Raw genomic sequence first — 19977 nt, forward strand, 5'->3', positions numbered from 1 at the left:
CGGGACGGCGCCCGGAGTGCGGCGCGCCCTCGGCGGCGGGAGAATACGCTCCGTGATCGTCGACTGTGCCATCTACCGTCACGGGCGGCGGACGGAGGATCCCGAGGACCTGTCCGACGCCCTGGCGGAGGCCCGCGCCGAGGGCGACGCCTTCGTGTGGATCGGGCTGCACGAGCCGACGGAGAAGGAGTTCGACCTCGTCACGAACGAGTTCGGGCTGCACCCGCTGGCCGTCGAGGACGCGCTGAAGGCGCACCAGCGGCCCAAGCTGGAGGTGTACGACGACTCCCTGTTCATCGTCCTCAAGCCGGTCTTCTACGAGCCGGACAGTGACGAGGTGTCCACCGGCGAGGTCATGGTCTTCATCGGTGACGCCTTCGTGGTGACGGTCAGGCACGGCAAGAGCTCACCGCTGGCCGCCCTGCGTCGGCGGCTGGAGTCGGAACCCGAGGTGCTGCGCAAGGGGCCCACGACGGTGCTCTACTCGATCGCGGACGTCACGGTCGATCACTATCTGGACGTGGCGACCGAACTGGGGACCGACCTGGAGGAGCTGGAGGCGGAGGTCTTCTCGCCGACCGGCGGCGACTCACGGAACACCGCGTCCAGGATCTACCGGTTCAAGCGGCAGATCCTGGAGTTCCGCCGCGCCACGGTGCCGCTCGCGATGCCGCTGACCCGGCTGTCCGGAGGGGGCTCGTACAGCACGGGAGTGCCTTTCGTGAACGAGACGGCGCAGCCCTTCTTCCGCGACGTCAACGACCATCTGATGCGGGTGAACGAGACCGTGGAGGGCCTGGACCGGCTGGTCTCCGACATCCTCGCGGCGCATCTCGCGCAGATGGGCGTGCGGCAGAACGACGACATGCGGAAGATCTCGGCCTGGGCGGCCATGGCCGCGGTCCCCACCCTCATCGCGGGGATCTACGGGATGAACTTCGACCACATGCCCGAGCTGCACTGGCTCCTGTCGTATCCCGCGGTGATTCTGGGGATGGTCGTTCTGGAGGTCCTGCTGTACCGGACCTTCAAACGGCGGGGCTGGATGTAGGACGCGGTACGGCCGTGCGGCCCGGACTCAGGCGAATTCCGGGGCAGTCGTGGCGGGGCCGCCGAGCGCGTCGCGCCGCTCGGGCATCTTCAGGGAGACCATCCGGCGCCATCCGGCCAGCCGCTCGTACGCGTAGACGGCGTGGATGCCGACGGCGAGCACCGCGGCCCTGGCCCTGGACCAGCCGAGGATGCGCCCCATGTGGGCCATCACGGCGAGGCTGACGTCGCGGTAGATGCGGATCTCGGCGAGGGCGCACTGGCGCAGCACACGCTGGATGGCCCGGCCGTGTCCCGCGTACGCGAAGCGCAGCAGCTCCTCGTGGCAGTAGGCGAGGTGGTTGTCCTCGTCGTTGGAGATCATCTTCACCGCGCGGCCGATGTCGGGGTGGTCGGCGAAGTGCTTGCGCAGCAGCTGCATCTGCTCGGAGGCGCGCTGCTCGGTGACCCGGCTGTGGGCGAGGTAGGTGACGATGTCCTGCACGGTGAGGGGCCGGTCGCCCTTGAGCTTCTCGTGGGCGAGACCGATGCCGTGCCGCTCCAGGAGCATGGTGTAGTCGGTGTCGGGCGGCACCGCCACGGGCTGCAGACCGCGCTTCTTCATCAGCGCGTCGAAGATCCTGCCGTGCTTGTCCTCGTCGGCGCCGTGCCGGGCGATCTTGGGCGCGAGCTCGCGCTGCTCGCGCGGGACCAGTGCTGCGATCCGCCCGTTCTCCCATCCCCCCTGCGATTCCCCGCTGGCGGCGATGGAGCAGAAGAGCCGGAACGACTCGTCGTTGTCGAGGATCTCCTCGAAGAGACTCTTGGCCGAAAGCATCTCTGACACCTCTCTGCAGGGCTCCGCAGAAAACGAGTCAAATGGGATGCCAGGAGTGCGGCAACCGATGTGTCGGACAAATCCGCCAAACGACGGACGGCCGGGGTGGCACAGGCGCGTAACCAAGGGGGTGGCGGCGCGTTGTTCCTTGTGACGGCCGTGGCGGGGTAGACCCCCGAGCCCCCACCACGGCCGCAGAACTTTCCGGCGCCCGGCGCCGTCCCGCTACGCGAGCCCGGCCCGCTCCAGCGCCTCGGAACCGGCGCGCAGCGAGGCGAGCCGGTCCTCCAGCGTGAAGCCCGCGGGAGCCAGCGTGAGCGTGGTGACCCCGGCCGCGGCGTAGGCCTTCATCCGGTCGGCGATGCGGTCGACGGAGCCGAGCAGGGTGGTCTGGTCGATCAGCGCGTGCGGGATGGCGGCGGCGGCGCCCTCCTTGTCGCCGGACAGGTACTTGTCCTGGATCTCGGCGGCTTCCTTCTCGTAGCCCATGCGCTGGGCGAGCTGGTTGTAGAAGTTCTGCTTGCGGCTGCCCATGCCGCCCACGTACAGCGCCGTGTAGGGGCGGAACATGTCGGCGAGCGCCGTCACGTTCTTGTCGTCACCGAGGGCGAGCGGCAGCGTCGGGCAGACGTCGAAGCCGTCCATCGTCTTCCCGGCCTTCTCCCGGCCCGCGCGCAGATGCCTGATCGCGGTGTCCTCCAGGTGCTCGGCGGAGGGGAAGATCAGCAGCGCGCCGTCCGCGATCTCACCGGTCTGCTCAAGGTTCTTCGGGCCGATCGCGGCGATGTACAGCGGGATGTGCTCGCGCTCCGGGTGGACGGTCAGCTTGAGCGGCTTGCCCGGGCCGCCGGGCAGCGGCAGGGTCCAGTGCTCGCCTTCGTAGGAGAGCCGCTCCCGCGTCATCGCGCGGCGCACGATCTCCACGTACTCGCGGGTGCGCGCCAGCGGCTTGTCGAACTTGACGCCGTACCAGCCCTCGGAGACCTGCGGTCCGGAGACGCCGAGGCCGAGGCGGAACCGGCCGCCGGAGAGCGAGTCGAGGGTCGCGGCGGTCATCGCGGTCATCGCGGGCTGGCGCGCCGGGATCTGGAAGATGGCCGAACCGACGTCGATCCGCTCGGTCTGCGCGGCGACCCAGCTGAGCACGGTGGCCGCGTCGGAGCCGTAGGCCTCGGCCGCCCAGCAGACGGAGTATCCGAGCCGGTCGGCCTCCTGGGCCACGGCGAGATTGTCCGCGTCCATTCCGGCGCCCCAGTAGCCGAGGTTGATCCCGAGCTGCATGGCCGATTCCCCTTACCGATCAGTAACGTCCCTTGTGCCGGAGACCCTAGCGCGCTGCCGGGCGGCGCGGCAGGCACGGGTCGCGGTCCCACCGGTCCCGGTTGTCCACAGGGCCCCCACGCCGTGAGTTCCGGACAGTAATGTCGGCGTCCATGGAGCAGAGGCATCTCGGCCGTACCGGCCTGCGTGTGTCCCGGATCGGACTCGGCACCCTGACGTGGGGCCGGGACACCGACGAGCATGACGCCGCGGACCTCTTGAAGGCGTTCTGGGAAGCGGGCGGGACCCTCGTCGACACCGCGGACGTGTACGGCGACGGGGAGGCGGAGTATCTCCTCGGGCGCCTCATAGAAGGGCTCGTGCCGCGCCGGGACCTGGTCATCTCGACGAAGGCGGGGAGCGTACCCGACCCGTACCGCCGCTTCGACGGGTCGCGCGGCCATCTGCTGTCCGCCCTCGACGCGTCCCTCGCGCGCCTGGGCACGGACTACGTGGACCTGTGGCACGTCCACGCGTACGACCCCGACACCCCCCTCGAGGAGACCCTTCAAGCCCTCGACATGGCGGTCAGCAGCGGCCGTGCGCGCTACGCGGGCGTGTCCAACTTCTGCGGCTGGCAGCTCGCCAAGGCGGCGACGTGGCAGCTCGCGGCGCCGGGCGCGCGCACGCGGCTGGCCGGCACGCAGATGGAGTACTCCCTCCTCCAGCGGGGCGTCGAGCGCGAGGTGCTGCCCGCCGCCCTCGACCTGGGCGTCGGCCTGCTGCCCTCCTCGCCGCTCGGCCGGGGTGTGCTCACCGGCAAGTACCGGGGCGGGACACCGTCGGACTCCCGGGGCGGCTCCGAGCACCTCGCCCCGTTCGTGGCTCCCTACCTGGACGACACCGCGAGCAGCATCGTCGACGCGGTGACCACCGCGGCGGACGGCCTCGCTGTGACACCGCTCCAGGTCGCCCTCGCCTGGGTGCGCGACCGGCCCGGCGTGGCAGCGCCCATCGTCGGCGCACGCAACGCGCAGCAGCTCACGGCCGCGTTGTCAGTGGAGACCCTTAGTCTTCCTGACGAGATCTGCCGGGCGCTCGACGACGTGTCGGCACCGGTGCACCACTATCCCGATCACGACTGGAGCACGCTGTGAGCACGGAGCCCGAGACCACGGAGGACACCGGGCCGGGGACGCCGGGCGCGGACACGGCCGCCGACACCCCGCAAGCCGGCGGCGACGACGCCGACGCCGGGGCCACCGGGCAGGAGACGGACGCTCCCTCCGAGGACGGGGCAGGGGACGGCGACGCCGCCGGACGCGGGGACGACACCGAGCCCTCCGCGGAGGGGGACGCCGCGAGCTCCGCGGACGACGGGGGCGGTGCCGAGGGCGCCACGGCCTCCGGGGACGCGCCGCAGCTGTCCGAGGCCGAGGCCGAACTGGCGGCCCAGCGCGTGGAGCGGGAGCGGATCGAGCGGCGGAAGGCCGAGAAGCAGGGGCCGGTCGAGGCCGGGGGCAAGCTCAGCGGGAAGGCCGCGGACCTGCTCGCCGCGGTCCGGGCGGTGGAGAGCGGCGAGAAGCCCGTGGCCGGTGCGTTCCACGATCCGGAGCCCGCGCCGCGCAGGGTCGTCGTCCCGGAGCCGGAGCGGCGGCCCCAGCCCGTGACCGCGTCGGCCATCGTGCCCGCGGCCGCCGCGCCGGAGGCCGTGGCGGCCGTGCGTGCCGTACTGACCGCCGCCGGTGCGCCCGACACCCTCGCGCCGCAGGTCGCCGCCGCCCTGGGCGAGGACGCCGACGGGCAGCTGCGCGAGGACCCGTGGCAGCTGCTCCGGGTCGCCGGGGTGCGGCCCGAGCAGGCCGACGGGTTCGCCCGCGCGCTGCTCGGCGCCGAGTGCGGCCCCGAGGACGAGCGGCGCGGCCGGGCGCTGACCGTGTGGCTCCTGGAGCAGGCGGCCCTCGCCGGGCACACCGCCCTCGACGCATCGGCCCTGGCCGCGGCGCTCACCCAGCGCTCCGTGCCGGACCCGGACGCGTCCGTGCAGAGCACCCTCGCGGAGGGCGAGGCCCTGGTGTTCCAGGACGCCCTCGACACGACGGCCCCCTCCAGGGAGGACACGGAGGAGGCCGAGGAACGCCCGGTCCGCGTCCTCATCGGCCTGGAGCGGTACGCGCTGGCGGAGGAGAGCCTCGCCGACGGCCTCGCCCGGGTGATGAACTCCCTGCCCAAGGACGACGGTCCCACCGCCGGCTGGGAGGAGGCCGCCACGTCGGCGCCACGCTCCGCGGCGGAGCTGATCCGCGCGGTCGCGGGCCACGGCCTGGTGCTCCACACCGGCGGCGACGCCTCCGGGGCCGAGGTCGCGACGCTGCTGCACGCGGTACGGAGTCTCGGCCTGCGCGGCTGGGCCGCCACGCACACCCCGGACGGCCGCGGGCGCCTCGCATCCCGGGCGGCCGAGGACGGCCTCCGGGACGGACCCGAGGGGGCACCGGACCTCCACGTCGCCACTGTCGCCGGGCTTCTGTCCGGCGCCGAGGGCCCGGGCCGGGACGCCGACGGCGCCCTGGACCTCGATCTCCTCGTCGTCATGGACGCGCCGCAGCTGGACGTCGAGACGGCGGCCGTGCTCGCCGAGTCACTGCCGGACGGGGCACGGCTCGTGCTGAGCGGGGACCCGGGCGTGCTGTGGTCGGCGGGACCCGGCCGGGTCTTCGCGGATCTCGTCGCCGCCCGCGTCTGTCCGGCGGTCGCCTCGCGCACACCGGACCCCGGGCCCATCGGCGAGCTGGTCTCCGGCATCGGGATCGGTGAGCTCCTCCAGGTGGAGGCGCCGGGCAAGGAGGTCGTGATCGTCCCGGTGCGCGACGCGGGCGAAGCGGTGCACCGGACCGTGCAGCTGGTCGCGGACTCGGTGCCGCGGGCCATCGGCATCCCGGCCGAGCAGACGCAGGTGATCACGCCGGGACACGGCGGCGCCGTCGGCACGCGCGCGCTGAACGCCGCGCTCAAGGAGCGGCTGAACCCGGGCCCCGGCCGTTTCGGCGGCTTCGACCCCGGTGACCGGATCGCCTACTCCCCCGCATCGGGCCGTTCGGTGCCCGGGCACGTGGTGAAGGCCGATGCCGAGGGACTGCACCTGGAGTGCGCAGGTGTCCCCGTCGTCGTACCGAAGGAGCGGGTCGAGCAGTCCGTGCGGCACGGCTGGGCGCTCACGGCGCACCAGGCGGTGGGCACGACCTGGCCCGCCGCGGTCGTGGTGCTGCCCGGTGACGCGGCGCAGTCCCTGACCAGGCCCTGGGTGTACACGGCCTTCGGCCGGGCCGGGCGTCATCTGTCGGTGGTCCACGGGGTGGAGCAGGCCTTGCCGCGCGCGGTGGCCGAGGTCCCGCAGAAGCCGCGCACCACGCGGCTGCCGGCCCTGCTCAAGGCGCAGGTGCCCGCAGCCGGCTGACGGCTGCCCGGGAGGCACCACGGGCGGGCGCCACAGCGGGCTCCGGCCCCGCCCGCGTTCTCCGCACATGACAGTGGCGGCCACCGGCTCCGGTGACCGCCACTGTCACGTCTTCCCGTGCCGCGCCCGGCTCAGCGATCCGCGTCCAGCGGCTCCAGGTCCCCGCGGGGGCCGAGGCCGTCCTCCAGATCGTCGTCCGCCTCCTCGTCGAAGACCGCGCTGACGTCGAAACGGCAGACGACCCGCTGCGGGTCGGTCGACTCGAAGGGGGCCTCCAGCCACTCGCCGGGCTCCGAGGGTTCGTCCGCGGCGGTCACCCAGAGCGTGGAGTCGCCCTCTTCCAGGCCGAACTCCTTGTGCCGGGACGCGATCTCGTCCGGTTCGAACTCGCCGAAGAGGATCCCGAGAGCCCCGTGGACGGTGCCGGACGCCGCGTCGAAGCCGGCGTCCGCGGTGGCTCCGTCCTCCTCCACGGCCTCCACCCGCTGGGCCTGCGCCAGCAGCCGCTGCGGCTCCACCACCGCGTAGTCCCGGCGGATCAGCACGCTCAGCGCGTTCGGCTCCTCGGGGCCCGTGTACGGCGGCAGCGTGTCGTCGGTACCGGGGATCTCGAAGGGGGTGACCTCGTCGTAGCGGTCGTAGAGCAGTTCGTCGTACTCCTCGGCCGCGGCGGCCAGCTCGTTGAACGCCTCGTAGACGGCCGGGTCGTCCTCACCCGTCCTGCGCTCGACCGCGGCCAGGTGGCGGTCGAGCGCGGTCTTGACCGCCTCGGCGGCGGCGCGTACCTCGGCAGCGGTGGGCTGCGCAGCATCAGACATAGTGCAGACGCTATCCGTACCGGGCCCCAGCCCGCACAATAGATGCGATGCCGGAATACGAATTTGTCGACGTGTACGTACCTCGCGGGGTCTCCCGCAAGGAGACGACGCGTCTGCTGACGGACCATGCCGAGTACGGACACTGGGAGTTGGACCGCCTGAGCCTGCTGCGCGACGGCAGCCGCAAGGTGCGGCTGCGCCGGCGGATCATCCGCCAGGTGCGCGCCACATGGTGACGACGGGCGGCTGAAACGGAGCGGGCCCCGCCAGTGGCGGGGCCCGCTCCGTTCTCGACGCCACCGGGGAAGTGTGTGGCGTCGTGGTCACACCTGCACCGGTCGGCTCCGGCGGCCTTCGGGCTACGCCGCCGATCGTGCCCGGCGGTAGAGCACCGCACCGGCCAGCAGCGCGCCGGCGCCCGCGGGTACGACCACGCCGAGCGGCAGCTCACCGCCGGTGTGGGCGAGCATCCCGGCGCCATGGGGCTGGGTGACGGACTGCGCACCCGGCTGATCGACGTGCGAGGAACCGCCCGGGTGATGTCCTCCGGAGCCGGGCGGGGTGCCCGGGTTCCCCGGCTGGCCCGGCGTACCGGGCGTACCCGGGTTCCCCGGTGTGCCGGGACTTCCCGGCGTGCCGGGCCGGCCCGGGTGTCCGGGCGTACCGGGGTTTCCCGGATGCCCCGGCTGCCCGGGGGTGCCCGGAGGCGGCGTCTGGTGTCCGCCGCCGGGCGGGGTCGTGGAGTGTCCGCCGCCGGCGCACTCGTTGCCCGCCGCCGCGTTGCCCACTCCGACGACGTTCACGCTGTTCCCGCAGACGTTCACGGGAGCGTCGACCGGTACCTGGACGTGGTTGCCGGAGCCGACGCCCGGCGAGCCGACGGCGTGACCGTCGGCCCGGGAGCCGCCGGAGTGCGGGTTCCCGACCCCGTGCCCGCCGTTGCCGCCATGGTTGACGCATGTGTTGCCCACCGCCGGGTTGAGCACCCCGATGACGTTCACGGTGTTGCCGCAGACGTTCACCGGCGCGTGCACCGGCACCTGCACCGTGTTGCCCGACAGCACGCCGGGGGAGTTCGCGGTGGAGCCGTTCGCACCCGAGTCGGCGTGTGCGTAGCCGCCGGTGACGGCGAGTACGCCGCTCGCCGCCGCCACGGTCATCAGGCCCTTGCGGGTGACCTGTCGCATAGCTGTAATCCCTGCCTTAGCCGTTGGCTTGGAACGTCCGGAACGCGCACACACCCACCCGACGCGTGCGCGGAAGCCGGTCGGCCCCGGAGTGCATGGCGCGGACTCCGGGGCCGACGGGCTATGACCCTCACGAAGTGACCCTCATGGGGTGAGGCACGACGTCACTTGTTGACGCAGCTGTTACCGAAGGCGGGGTTCAGCAGCCCGATCACGGAGACCGTGTTGCCGCAGACGTTCACCGGGATGTGAACGGGCACCTGAATCACGTTGCCGGACACGACACCCGGGGAGTGCACGGCAGCACCCTGGGCACCCGAGTCGGCGACGGCCAGGCCCGCACCCGCGAGAACCAGACCACCAGTGGCAGCGGCAGCGGCGACGACCTTCTTGATCATTCTTCCTCCATTGTTGGCACATGCGATCCCAGCTTCGGTTCGCATCACGTGTAACGAGGAGGGAGTAATGGAGCTACGAGCTTATCGTCGGATTCACTCTTCTCAGTGGGGCCCGCACGCGCGGTCGATTACAGGAGTTTCGTTTTACCCGAGTAATTCAGGACGCGTCGATGAAGCGGTCGAGCACGCGCACACCGAACTGCAGGGCATCCACCGGGACCCGCTCGTCGACGCCGTGGAACATGCCCGCGAAGTCCAGCTCCGGCGGCAGCTTCAGCGGGGCGAAGCCGAAGCAGCGGATGCCGAGGTCGGCGAAGGACTTGGCATCGGTGCCGGCCGACAGCATGTACGGCACGGCGCGCGCGATCGGGTCCTCCGCGGACAGCGCGGTCTGCATGGCGTCGACGAGCGCGCCGTCGAAACCGGTCTCCAGCGCCTTGTCCGCGTGCACGTCCTCGCGCTTCACCCGCGGGCCGAGAATGCGGTCCAGGTCGGCGAGGAATTCCTCCTCGTACCCCGGCAGATAACGGCCGTCGACATGCGCGGTGGCCTGTCCCGGAATGACGTTGACCTTGTATCCGGCGCCCAGCTGGGTCGGATTGGCGGTGTTCTGGAGGGAGGCGCCGATGAGCTTGGCGATGCCGCCGAGCTTGGCCAGCGTCTCGTCCATGTTCTCGGGGTCGAGCTCGGTGCCGAGCGCGTCGCCGAGTTCGTCCAGGAAGTGCCGCAGCGTCTTGGTGACGCGGACCGGGAACCGGTGGCGGCCGAGCCGCCCGACGGCCTCGGACAGCTCGGTGATCGCGTTGTCCCTGTGGATCATCGAACCGTGACCGGCGGTGCCGTCCACGGTCAGCTTCATCCAGTGCATGCCCTTCTGGGCGGTCTCGACGAGGTAGAGCCGCAGCTTCTCGTTGACCGTGAAGGAGAAGCCGCCGACCTCGCCGATCGCCTCCGTGACGCCCTCGAAGAGGTCCGGGTGGTTGTCCACCAGGTGCCGCGCGCCCCACGTGCCCCCCGCCTCCTCGTCCGCGAGGAAGGCGAGGACGATGTCTCGGGGCGGCTTGCGCCCGGTGCGCAGCCGGTCACGCACGACGGCCAGCGTCATGGCGTCCATGTCCTTCATGTCGACCGCGCCGCGGCCCCACACCATCCCGTCGGCGATCTCGCCCGAGAAGGGGTGATGGGTCCAGTCCGTGGCGTTGGCCGGTACGACGTCGGTGTGGCCGTGGATGAGCAGCGCCGGCCGCGAGGGGTCCTCGCCCTCGATGCGGGCCACCGTGGAGGCGCGGCCCTTGTGCGACTCGAAGATCTGCGGTTCGAGCCCCACCTCGGCGAGCTTCTCGGCCACGTACTCGGCGGCCTTGCGCTCGCCCGGACCCGAGTGGTCGCCGTAGTTGCTGGTGTCGATCTGGATCAGCTCGCGACAGAGGTCGACGACCTCGTCCTGGCCGGAGACGCTCCTGGCCGTGTTCGACTCGCTCACGCTGCTTCCTCCCACTGTCACTGCTGGTGGTCTCCCTCATCCTCTCCCCGACCGCTTCCGGGCCCCAAGGCAGGACCCGGCCCGTCACACGCCGTTCACGCGACGACGGGGGGTGATCGGAGGCCCTCGAAAGCCTGGTAATGTTTCCTCTGTCGCCGCGAGGGAAACCCCGCACGACAGACACCTTGTCCGGGTGGCGGAATGGCAGACGCGCTAGCTTGAGGTGCTAGTGCCCTTTATCGGGCGTGGGGGTTCAAGTCCCCCCTCGGACACACAGGAAGAGCGAGGGCCGCGACCATCAGGTCGCGGCCCTCGCTCGTTGTGCCGATACCGTCGGCCCGCTCCTCGCTCCCCGTGTCCGGCGGGTTACGGACAGATGTGGGGCAGATCTCGTCACGGTGACGTATCGCCATGTCAGAGCCTCGGAAGCAGCGGTTCCGAGACCCCCGGAAGGCCTCCTCGCATGGCTGACGCCCAGGTCCGCGGCTAGCGTCGTACTAAAATTCCACGCTTGTTTGGAGCTGGACCGGAATATCCCCAGGCATACCTGCGGGCCCACCAGCGCCCCGGACTCTCCGGGAAACAACACGTGAGGACCCGATGGCAGCCCTCCAGCAAGACCCCGTGCTCGCGTTGTCGGACGACGAGGTGCGTGCGGAGTTCGGTGACCAGGCTCGCTTCTCCGCCTCCTCCGCCGCCTCGCCGCGCACGCTCGTCGACATCCTCGACGCCTCCGTACGGGCCCACCCCGACGAGCCGGCGCTCGACGACGGCCGGCGCTCGCTGACCTACCGCGCCCTGGCCGTCGAGGTCGAGGTCCTGCGCGGGCGGCTCGCCGCGGCCGGGGTCGGGCTCGGCGACCGGGTCGGTGTGCGGGTCCCCTCCGGCACCAACGATCTGTACATAGCCGTCCTCGCCGTGCTCGCCGCCGGTGCCGCGTACGTGCCGGTGGACGCGGAGGACCCGGACGAGCGGGCCGAGCTGGTCTTCGGCGAGGCGGAGGTGTGCGCGGTCGTGGGGGCCGGGCACGAGCTGACCGTCACCGGCGCCTCGGGCGCCCGCGCCGCCCGGCCGGGCGTCGAACACGACGCCTGGATCATCTTCACCTCCGGCTCGACCGGGAAGCCCAAGGGCGTCGCCGTCTCGCACCGCAGTGCCGCCGCGTTCGTGGACGCCGAGGCCGCGTTGTTCCTCACCGAGGACCCGATCGGCCCGGGCGACCGGGTGATGGCGGGTCTCTCCGTCGCCTTCGACGCCTCCTGCGAGGAGATGTGGCTGGCCTGGCGGTACGGCGCCTGTCTGGTGCCGGTGCCGCGCGCCCAGGTCCGCAGCGGCGCCGACCTCGGGCCCTGGCTGGTGGAGCAGGACATCACGGTCGTCTCGACCGTGCCCACGCTGGCCGCCCTGTGGGAGCCGGAGACCCTCAACGAGGTCCGGCTCCTGATCTTCGGCGGTGAGGCCTGCCCGCCCGAGCTCGCGCAGCGGCTCGTCACGGAGGGCCGGGAGGTCTGGAACACGTACGGGCCGACGGAGGCGACCGTGGTGGCCTGTGCCTCGCACATGAGCGGGGAGGAGCCGGTGCGGATCGGGCTTCCGCTGAACGGCTGGGAGCTGGCCGTCGTCGACGCGGACGAGGAGCTCGTGCCGATGGGCGGCAGCGGGCAGCTCGTCATCGGCGGGGTAGGGCTGGCCCGGTACCTGGACGCGGAGAAGGACGCCGAGAAGTACGCGCCGCTGGACGCGCTCGGCTGGGAGCGGGCGTACCGCAGCGGTGACCTGGTCAGGGCCGAGCCCGAGGGGCTGGTCTTCCTCGGCCGTGCCGACGAGCAGATCAAGCTCGGCGGGCGCCGGATCGAACTCGGCGAGGTGGACGCGGCGCTGCAGGCGCTGCCCGGTGTGGCCGGCGCGGCCGCGGCCGTGCGCACCGCGCGCGGCGGCAATCAGCTGCTGGTCGGCTATGTCGTCACCCAGGACGGCTGGGACCACGCGACCGCCGTGGAGAAGCTGCGGGCCGAGCTGCCCGCCGCCCTGGTCCCGCTGCTGGCCCCGGTCGCGGACCTGCCGACCCGCACCTCGGGCAAGGTAGACCGGGCGGCGCTCCCCTGGCCGCTGGAAGTCCTGGAGACCGGCGGTGCGCAGGAGGAGCTCTACGGCACCGAGGCCTGGCTCGCGGAGCAGTGGAGCGAGGTGCTCGGGATACCCGTGGGCAGTGGCTCCGACGACTTCTTCGCGATCGGCGGCGGCAGCCTGGCCGCCGCGCAGCTGACGACGAGGCTGCGCACCCGCTATCCGAGCGCCGCGGTGCTCGACATCTACGCGCAGCCCGTACTGCGCAAGCTCGCCCGGCGTCTTGAGAAGACCGCGCAGGAGGACGGCACCGCGCGCCTCGTGGCCCCGGTCCCGCTGCGGACGAAGGTGACGCAGCTCCTGCTGCTGGTTCCGCTGTTCACCGTCCTCGGGCTGCGCTGGACGGTGGCGCTGGCCGCGGTGGGGAACGTACTGCACTGGTTCGGTCCGTATCCGTGGGCGCCGGGCGCCTCGTGGTGGCTCGTCGCGGCGGGTACGGTCCTCTTCCTCAGCCCGCCGGGCCGGCTCGCGATCGCGGCGGGCGGGGCGCGGCTGCTGCTGCGCGGGGTCGGGCCGGGCCGGTACCCGCGGGGCGGGAGCGTCCATCTGCGGCTGTGGACGGCCGAGCGTCTCGCCGAGTTCAGCGGCGCGACCTCGCTCACCGGCTCGTGGCTGGAGCGGTACGCCCGCGCCCTGGGCGCCAAGGTCGGCAGGGACGTGGATCTGCACTCGCTGCCTCCGGTCACCGGCATGCTCAAGCTGGGCCGGGGGGCCGCCGTGGAGTCCGAAGTGGATCTGTCGGGGCACTGGCTGGACGGTGACCGGCTGGAGATCGGTGCGGTCAAGGTCGGTGCCGGGGCGGTGGTCGGGACGCGGAGCATGCTGTTCCCGGGCGCGCGGGTCGGCAAGCGTGCCGAGGTGGCCCCGGGTTCGGCGGTGGCCGGCCAGATCCCGACCGGGCAGCGCTGGGCCGGGGCGCCCGCGGTCAAGCTCGGCAAGGCGAAGCGCGCCTGGCCCAAGGAACGTCCGCAGCGCGGCACGGCGTGGCGTGCGATGTACGGGGCGACGGGGTTCGCGCTGAGCGGGCTGCCGGTGCTGGCGGGTGTGGCCGCGCTGCTGGTGGCCCGGGTGTTCGTGAGCGCGGACGCCGGACTGGGCGGCGCGCTGCGCGGGGCGGCGCTCGCCCTGGTCCCGTCCGCCCTCGCCTTCGGTTTCGCGTACGCGCTGCTGCTGCTGGTCTTCGTACGGCTGCTCAGCCTGGGGCTGCGGGAGGGCACGCACCCGACGCACAGCCGGGTCGGCTGGCAGGCGTGGACGGTCACCCAGCTGATGGACCGCTCGCGGGAGACGCTGTTCCCGCTGTACGCGGGGCTGATCACGCCGGTGTGGCTGCGGCTGCTCGGCATGCGGATCGGGCGGGGCGCCGAGGTGTCCACGGTGCTGGCGCTGCCGAGTCTGACCACGGTCGGCGAGGGCGCCTTCCTCGCGGACGACACGCTGACCGCTCCGTACGAGCTGGGCGGTGGCTGGATGCGGATCGGGCGGGCCGAGATCGGGCGCCGGGCGTTCCTCGGGAACTCCGGGATGACGGCGCCGGGCCGCAGCGTGCCCGACGGCGGCCTGGTCGGGGTGCTGTCGGCGACGCCGAAGAAGGCGAAGAAGGGCAGTTCGTATCTGGGGCTGCCGCCGGTGAAGCTGCCGCGCGCGGCGCACGACGGCGACCAGAGCCGTACCTACGACCCGCCCGCGCGGCTGCTGTGGGCGCGCGGTCTGGTGGAGCTGTGCCGGATCGTGCCCGTGCTCTGCTCGGCGGCGCTGGTCGCGCTGACGGTCGCGGCGTTGTGCGCGCTGGGTGCCTGGGCGCCGCTGTTCGGCGGTCTGGTGCTGCTGGGCGCGGGCGCCGTGGCCTGCCTGGTGTCGATCGTGGCGAAGTGGCTGCTCGTGGGGCGGCACCGGAGCGGTGAGCATCCGTTGTGGAGCGGCTTCGTGTGGCGCAACGAGCTGGCGGACACGTTCGTCGAGGTGGTGGCGGTGCCGTGGCTCGCCGGGTCGGTGCCGGGTACGCCGTTGATGACGGCGTGGCTGCGCGGGCTCGGCGCCCGGATCGGCAGGGGCACCTGGGTGGAGAGCTACTGGCTGCCGGAGACGGATCTGGTGTCGCTCGGGGACGCGTGCACGGTCAATCGGGGCTGTGTCCTGCAGACGCACCTCTTCCACGACCGGATCTTGCGGACGGATACTGTTGTCCTCCGTGAGGGCGCCACCCTGGGCCCGGGCGGAATCGTCCTTCCCGGCAGCACCATCGGGGCTCGCTCCACCCTGGGTCCGGCGTCGCTGGTGATGGCGGCGGAGTCCGTTCCCGACGAAACCCGCTGGCTGGGCAACCCGATCGAGGCATGGCGTTCCTGACGGACGTGACCGGATCGGAGACGAAGGGCGGTACAGCGGCACGTCGTACGAGCACAGGGCAGGGAGCAGACGCAGCAGTGAGCGTTCAGCAGACACCGGATTCGGACCCGTACTTCCCGGCCAACGGTGATCCCCGCTACCGGGCGCACCGGTACGAGCTCACGCTGGACTACCGCCCCGGCCCGAACCGGCTCTCCGGCACCGCGCGCATCAACGCCATAGCCGGCCGTGCCCCGCTCGCCGAATTCCAGCTGAACCTGGCCGACTTCCGGATCGGCCGGGTCCGGGTGGACGGCAAGGCGCCGCACTACACGCACCGGGGCGGCCGGCTGCGGATCCGGCCGCCGAAGCCGGTCCGGGCGGGGGCCGCGTTCACCGTGGAGGTCCACTGGTCGGGCAACCCCAAGCCGGTCAGCAGTCCCTGGGGCGGTCTCGGCTGGGAGGAGCTGGAGGACGGGGCGCTGGTGGCGAGCCAGCCGGTCGGCGCGCCGTCGTGGTACCCGTGCAACGACCGGCCTGCGGACAAGGCTTCGTACCAGATCTCGGTGACGACGCCGTCCGCGTACTCGGTGGTGGCGGGTGGGCGGCTGCTCACGCGGACGACGAGGGCGTCGACGACGACCTGGGTGTACGAGCAGTCGGCGCCCACCTCCAGCTATCTGGTCGGGCTGTCGGTCGGCAAGTACCAGACGGTGCTGCTGGGCGACCCGGGCCTGGGCGGTGTGCCGCAGTCGGGCCATCTGCCCGCGCACCTGCTGGCCGAGTTCTCCCGGGACTTCGCACGGCAGCCCGCGATGATGGAGCTGTTCGAGGAGCTCTTCGGGCCGTATCCGTTCGGCGAGTACGCGGTCGTCGTGACGGAGGAGGAACTGGACGTCCCGGTCGAGGCGCAGGGTCTGTCGATGTTCGGCGCCAACCACGTGGACGGGGCGCGGGGTTCGGAGCGGCTGGTGGCGCACGAGCTGGCGCACCAGTGGTTCGGCAACAGCGTGTCCATCGCGGACTGGCGGCACATCTGGCTGAACGAGGGTTTCGCCAAGTACGCGGAGTGGCTGTGGTCGGAGCGTTCGGGTGGCCGTACGGCGCACCAACTGGCCGCCGCCGCGCACCGGAAGCTGTCCGCGCAGCCCCAGGACCTGGTCCTCGCGAACCCGGGCCGCAAGCTGATGTTCGACGACCGGCTCTACGAGCGCGGCGGTCTGGCGCTGCACGCGGTCCGGCAGGCCCTGGGGGACGACGCGTTCTTCCGGATGCTGCGCCGCTGGGCCGCCGTGCACCGGGGAGGTGCGGTCACGACGACGACGTTCACCTCGCACGTCTCGCGCTACACGGCCGAGCCGCTCGACGAGTTGTTCACGGCGTGGCTGCACGAGAGGGCGCTTCCGCCGCTGCCGGTGCCCGGGGCGGCGATTCCGGCGCGGCCCGCCTACCCGCCGGGGAAGGCCGACTCGGCGTAGGCACAATGGCAGCCATGACGAGTCGTTCCTGCCCTTGCGGGCTTCCCGAGCCGTATGCGAAGTGCTGCGGGCGGTTCCATCGCGGTGAGGCCGCGGCACCGACCGCCGAGGCGCTCATGCGGTCGCGGTACTGCGCCTTCGTGAAGGAGGACGAGGGGTATCTGCTGCGGACCTGGCATCCGCGGACACGGCCGTCGCGGGTGGAGTTCGACCCCGGGATGCGCTGGACCGGTCTGGAGGTCCTCGCCACGGAGCAGGGTTCGGCGTTCCACGGCACCGGCACCGTCACCTTCCGGGCTTCCTACCGGGGTGGTTCGCTGCACGAGCGGAGCCGCTTCGAGCGGGTCGACGGCGCGTGGGTGTACGTGGACGGGGACTTCCAGGAGTAGGCGGCGGGGCAGAGTCGCCGTGGTGGCGGTACGGCGCCCGTGCCGCCACCACGAGGGCCGTGCCGGCGCCGGCACGGCACCCCCGCTGCCGCCACGGAGGCACGGTGACAGCGCCCGTGCCGCCGCACCGGGGTCACGGTGCCAGGATGTCGAGCTCCTGGAGCGCGCCGACGGTGATCTCGCGGGTGAGCTGCTCGGCGCGGGCCGCGTCGCCCTCCCGGACGGCCTCGGCGACCTGGACGTGCAGGGTGACGGCGGCCGGGTCCGGGTCCTCGAACATGACCTCGTGGTGCGTGCGACCAGCCAGGACCTCCGCGACGACGTCGCCGAGGCGTGCGAACATCTCGTTGCCCGACGCGCACAGGATCACCCGGTGGAAGGCGATGTCGTGGACGAGATACGCCTCCAGCTGATGACCGCGTGAGGTGGCGACCATGCCCAGGGCGCACTCGGTGAGCTCGGCGCACTGCTCGGCCGTCGCGTGCCGGGCGGCCAGGCCCGCGGCGACGGGTTCGACCGCGGAGCGCAGCACGGTGAGTGAACGCAGCTGGTGCGGGCGGTCGGCACCGGCCAGCCGCCAGCGGATGACCTCGGGGTCGTAGACGTTCCACTCGGCCTTGGGGCGGACGGTGACGCCGACGCGGCGGCGGGACTCGACGAGGTGCATGGATTCGAGCACCCGGACCGCCTCACGCATCACGGAGCGTGACACCTCGAAGCGCTGCGCCAGTTCGTCGGTGCGCAGCACGCTCCCCGGCGGATACTCGCCCGCCGTGATGGCCGGCCCGAGGGTCTCCAGTACATGTCCGTGCAGCCCCCGGCCCCGTGTGGTCATGGGGTCAGCGTACGAGGCAGGCGCCTCGAACAAAAAGTCAGACTTATACGTCACACACTCTTGAATTCGTCGTACCTAATAGGTTTCAGTGTCGTCGACATCAGATGTCGACGAAGACAGCGAGAGCACGATGCAGCAGACGCGTACCCCCCACGTCGTGGTGGTCATGGGCGTGGCAGGCACCGGGAAGACCACGATCGGTCCCCTGATCGCCGACCGGCTCGGCGTTCCGTACGCCGAGGGCGACGACTTCCACCCCGCGGCCAACATCGCCAAGATGTCGGCGGGAACGCCGCTGACCGACGAGGACCGGTGGCCCTGGCTGGACGCCATCGGCCGCTGGGCGCACGACCGGGCCGGGCTCGGCGGGGTGGTCAGCAGCTCGGCGCTCAAGCGCAGTTACCGGGACCGGCTGCGGGCGGCCGCCCCTGGAGTCGTCTTCGTCCACCTCACCGGTGACCGCAAGCTCATCGAGGACCGGATGTCGCACCGCCAGGGCCACTTCATGCCGACGGCGCTCCTGGACTCGCAGTTCGCCACCCTCCAGCCGCTGGAGGCGGACGAGGCGGGCGTCGGCGTGGACGTGTCCGGCAGCCCCGAAGAGATCACCGAGCGGGCCGTGGCCGCGCTGCGGGATCTCGACCTGCCCGCGTAGTCGAGCGCGGAGGCGACCCCGCCCCGCACCGCGTCGCCACCGGCACGGCGCAACCACGGACATGACGTGGCCACCGGTCCGGCCGGTCACGCGCCGGTGTCCGCGAAGCCCGCTGGCCGCGAAGCCCGTTCCCCCGTCCCCCCTCTCCCTCCCCACCCCGTCCCCCTTCCCGCGTACCTCACTCAAGCAAGGGATCAACCGTGACCAGACTCAGCGTCGAGATGCTGGCAGCGGACGCCGTCGAGCCGATCACCTCGGCGGGCCACGCTCAGCTGGGCATTGCCGTACTGACGGGCATCGCCGTCATCGTGCTGCTCATCACCAGGTTCAAGCTGCACGCGTTCCTGGCCCTGACCATCGGCTCGCTCGTCCTCGGTGCCGTCGCCGGGGCCCCGCTCGACAAAGTGATCATCAGTTTCACCGGCGGGCTCGGCTCGACCGTCGCCGGTGTGGGTGTCCTGATCGCGCTCGGCGCGATCCTCGGCAAGCTGCTCGCCGACTCCGGGGGCGCCGACCAGATCGTCGACACGATCCTCGCCAAGGCGGGCGGCCGCGCCATGCCGTGGGCCATGGTGCTCATCGCCTCCGTCATCGGCCTGCCGCTGTTCTTCGAGGTCGGCATCGTCCTGCTGATCCCGGTCGTGCTGATGGTCGCCAAGCGCGGCAACTACTCCCTGATGCGCATCGGCATCCCGGCGCTCGCCGGCCTGTCCGTGATGCACGGCCTGATCCCTCCGCACCCGGGCCCGCTCGTCGCGATCGACGCCGTCAAGGCCAACCTCGGCGTCACCCTCGCGCTCGGCGTCCTGGTCGCCATCCCCACGGTGATCGTCGCCGGTCCGGTCTTCTCCCGCTACGCGGCCCGCTGGGTGGACGTTCCGGCCCCCGACCGCATGATCCCGCAGCGCGCCTCCGAGGACCTGGAGAAGCGTCCCGGCTTCGGCGCCACCCTCGCCACGATGCTGCTGCCGGTCGTGCTGATGCTGGCCAAGGCCCTGGTCGACATCGTCGTGGACGACCCCACGCACATGGTCCAGCGCGTGTTCGACGTCATAGGCTCGCCGCTGATCGCCCTGCTCGCGGCCGTCATCGTCGGCATGTTCACGCTGGGCCGGGCCGCCGGGTTCACCAAGGAACGACTGTCGACGACCGTCGAGAAGTCCCTCGCCCCGATCGCCGGCATCCTGCTCATCGTGGGTGCGGGCGGCGGCTTCAAGCAGACGCTGATCGACTCCGGCGTGGGCCAGATGATCCTGGACATCTCCAAGGACTGGTCGATCCCCGCGCTGCTGCTGGCCTGGCTGATCGCGGTCGCGATCCGGCTCGCGACCGGCTCGGCCACCGTCGCCACCATCTCGGCGGCCGGACTCGTCGCCCCGCTCGCGGCCGACATGTCGACCACCCACGCCTCCCTCCTGGTGCTGGCGATCGGCGCGGGCTCGCTCTTCTTCAGCCACGTCAACGACGCCGGCTTCTGGCTGGTCAAGGAGTACTTCGGCCTGAGCGTCGGGCAGACCGTGAAGACCTGGTCGGTGATGGAGACGATCATCTCGGTGGTGGCCGGCGGCCTCGTGCTGCTGCTGTCCCTGGTGATCTAGCCCCAATGCCGTGTAGTTAGCGTTGGGCGTTGGGCGTCAAGGGGTGCGGGTGGTCAGGATGTCGATGCTGATGGTGGCCTTGTAGCTGGTCCTGTCG

The 19977-nt window shown here is 71.9% G+C and carries 16 protein-coding genes and 1 tRNA gene; 10 read left to right on the top strand and 7 right to left on the bottom strand.

Annotated elements, in window-relative coordinates:
- Positions 1-52: 52 nt before the first annotated feature.
- Entirely contained in the window at positions 53-1051 is a 999-nt protein-coding gene (gene corA, locus ACZ4IF_RS20805; RefSeq protein ID WP_467564776.1) for a magnesium/cobalt transporter CorA, read from the top strand.
- 27 nt (positions 1052-1078) lie between these two features.
- On the opposite strand, the gene ACZ4IF_RS20810 is transcribed toward corA, so the two are convergent.
- Entirely contained in the window at positions 1079-1867 is a 789-nt protein-coding gene (locus ACZ4IF_RS20810) for a ferritin-like domain-containing protein (protein WP_467564778.1), read from the bottom strand.
- A gap of 225 nt (positions 1868-2092) precedes the next feature.
- Positions 2093-3148, bottom strand: coding sequence for an LLM class F420-dependent oxidoreductase (locus ACZ4IF_RS20815; RefSeq protein WP_426681895.1), 1056 nt, complete (start codon positions 3146-3148; stop codon positions 2093-2095).
- Positions 3149-3300: 152 nt separating this feature from the next.
- On the opposite strand from ACZ4IF_RS20815, the gene ACZ4IF_RS20820 reads away from it, so the two are divergent.
- The gene (locus tag ACZ4IF_RS20820) at positions 3301-4284 is read left to right on the top strand and encodes an aldo/keto reductase (RefSeq protein ID WP_467564781.1); all 984 of its coding nucleotides are present in this window, start codon (positions 3301-3303) and stop codon (positions 4282-4284) included.
- Positions 4281-6584: a helix-hairpin-helix domain-containing protein gene (locus ACZ4IF_RS20825; RefSeq protein ID WP_467564783.1), complete on the top strand. Its 2304-nt coding sequence runs from the start codon at positions 4281-4283 to the stop codon at positions 6582-6584. Before ACZ4IF_RS20820 ends, ACZ4IF_RS20825 begins: the two co-directional genes overlap by 4 nt.
- A 131-nt stretch (positions 6585-6715) precedes the next feature.
- Here ACZ4IF_RS20825 and ACZ4IF_RS20830 read toward each other — a convergent pair whose 3' ends face one another.
- A complete protein-coding gene (locus ACZ4IF_RS20830; protein ID WP_467564785.1) occupies positions 6716-7402 on the bottom strand; it encodes a hypothetical protein in 687 nt (228 codons plus the stop codon).
- A 47-nt stretch (positions 7403-7449) separates the two neighbouring features.
- Between ACZ4IF_RS20830 and ACZ4IF_RS20835 the strand changes: the two genes are divergently transcribed.
- Positions 7450-7638, top strand: coding sequence for a DUF5703 family protein (locus ACZ4IF_RS20835; protein WP_028801646.1), 189 nt, complete (start codon positions 7450-7452; stop codon positions 7636-7638).
- Between the two features lie 123 nt (positions 7639-7761).
- Here the strand turns inward: ACZ4IF_RS20835 and ACZ4IF_RS20840 are convergent, their stop codons facing one another.
- The 3 genes from ACZ4IF_RS20840 to ACZ4IF_RS20850 all read right to left on the bottom strand — a co-directional run bounded on the left by ACZ4IF_RS20840 (position 7762) and on the right by ACZ4IF_RS20850 (position 10470).
- On the bottom strand, positions 7762-8589 hold the full coding sequence (locus ACZ4IF_RS20840) for a chaplin (RefSeq protein WP_467564787.1): 828 nt from the start codon (positions 8587-8589) through the stop codon (positions 7762-7764).
- Positions 8590-8753: 164 nt separating this feature from the next.
- Positions 8754-8987 (bottom strand): chaplin ChpH, encoded by a 234-nt coding sequence (gene chpH / locus ACZ4IF_RS20845; RefSeq protein WP_028801648.1) that lies wholly within the window; start codon positions 8985-8987, stop codon positions 8754-8756.
- A 157-nt stretch (positions 8988-9144) separates the two neighbouring features.
- Entirely contained in the window at positions 9145-10470 is a 1326-nt protein-coding gene (locus ACZ4IF_RS20850; RefSeq protein WP_345647843.1) for a M20/M25/M40 family metallo-hydrolase, read from the bottom strand.
- Positions 10471-10657: 187 nt separating this feature from the next.
- Between ACZ4IF_RS20850 and ACZ4IF_RS20855 the strand changes: the two genes are divergently transcribed.
- From ACZ4IF_RS20855 to ACZ4IF_RS20870, 4 genes are all read left to right on the top strand, one after another.
- A tRNA-Leu gene (locus ACZ4IF_RS20855) sits at positions 10658-10742 on the top strand.
- A gap of 328 nt (positions 10743-11070) precedes the next feature.
- Positions 11071-14946 carry a Pls/PosA family non-ribosomal peptide synthetase gene (locus tag ACZ4IF_RS20860; RefSeq protein ID WP_467564789.1) on the top strand — a complete coding sequence of 1292 codons (3876 nt, stop codon included), beginning with the start codon at positions 11071-11073 and terminating at the stop codon, positions 14944-14946.
- 77 nt (positions 14947-15023) lie between these two features.
- Positions 15024-16403 carry a M1 family metallopeptidase gene (locus ACZ4IF_RS20865; protein ID WP_467564791.1) on the top strand — a complete coding sequence of 460 codons (1380 nt, stop codon included), beginning with the start codon at positions 15024-15026 and terminating at the stop codon, positions 16401-16403.
- Positions 16404-16417: 14 nt separating this feature from the next.
- Positions 16418-16792, top strand: coding sequence for a YchJ family protein (locus tag ACZ4IF_RS20870; protein ID WP_345647850.1), 375 nt, complete (start codon positions 16418-16420; stop codon positions 16790-16792).
- Positions 16793-16925: 133 nt separating this feature from the next.
- On the opposite strand, the gene ACZ4IF_RS20875 is transcribed toward ACZ4IF_RS20870, so the two are convergent.
- A complete protein-coding gene (locus tag ACZ4IF_RS20875) occupies positions 16926-17627 on the bottom strand; it encodes a FadR/GntR family transcriptional regulator (protein WP_095933227.1) in 702 nt (233 codons plus the stop codon).
- A 130-nt stretch (positions 17628-17757) separates the two neighbouring features.
- Between ACZ4IF_RS20875 and ACZ4IF_RS20880 the strand changes: the two genes are divergently transcribed.
- Together ACZ4IF_RS20880 and ACZ4IF_RS20885 are read left to right on the top strand one after the other, a co-directional pair.
- Positions 17758-18282, top strand: a complete 525-nt coding sequence (locus tag ACZ4IF_RS20880) for a gluconokinase (protein WP_467564794.1) — start codon at positions 17758-17760, stop codon at positions 18280-18282.
- A 200-nt stretch (positions 18283-18482) separates the two neighbouring features.
- On the top strand, positions 18483-19880 hold the full coding sequence (locus ACZ4IF_RS20885) for a GntP family permease (RefSeq protein ID WP_467564796.1): 1398 nt from the start codon (positions 18483-18485) through the stop codon (positions 19878-19880).
- Positions 19881-19977 lie beyond the last annotated feature (97 nt).

The organism is Streptomyces sp. NPDC025784 (assembly GCF_055558435.1).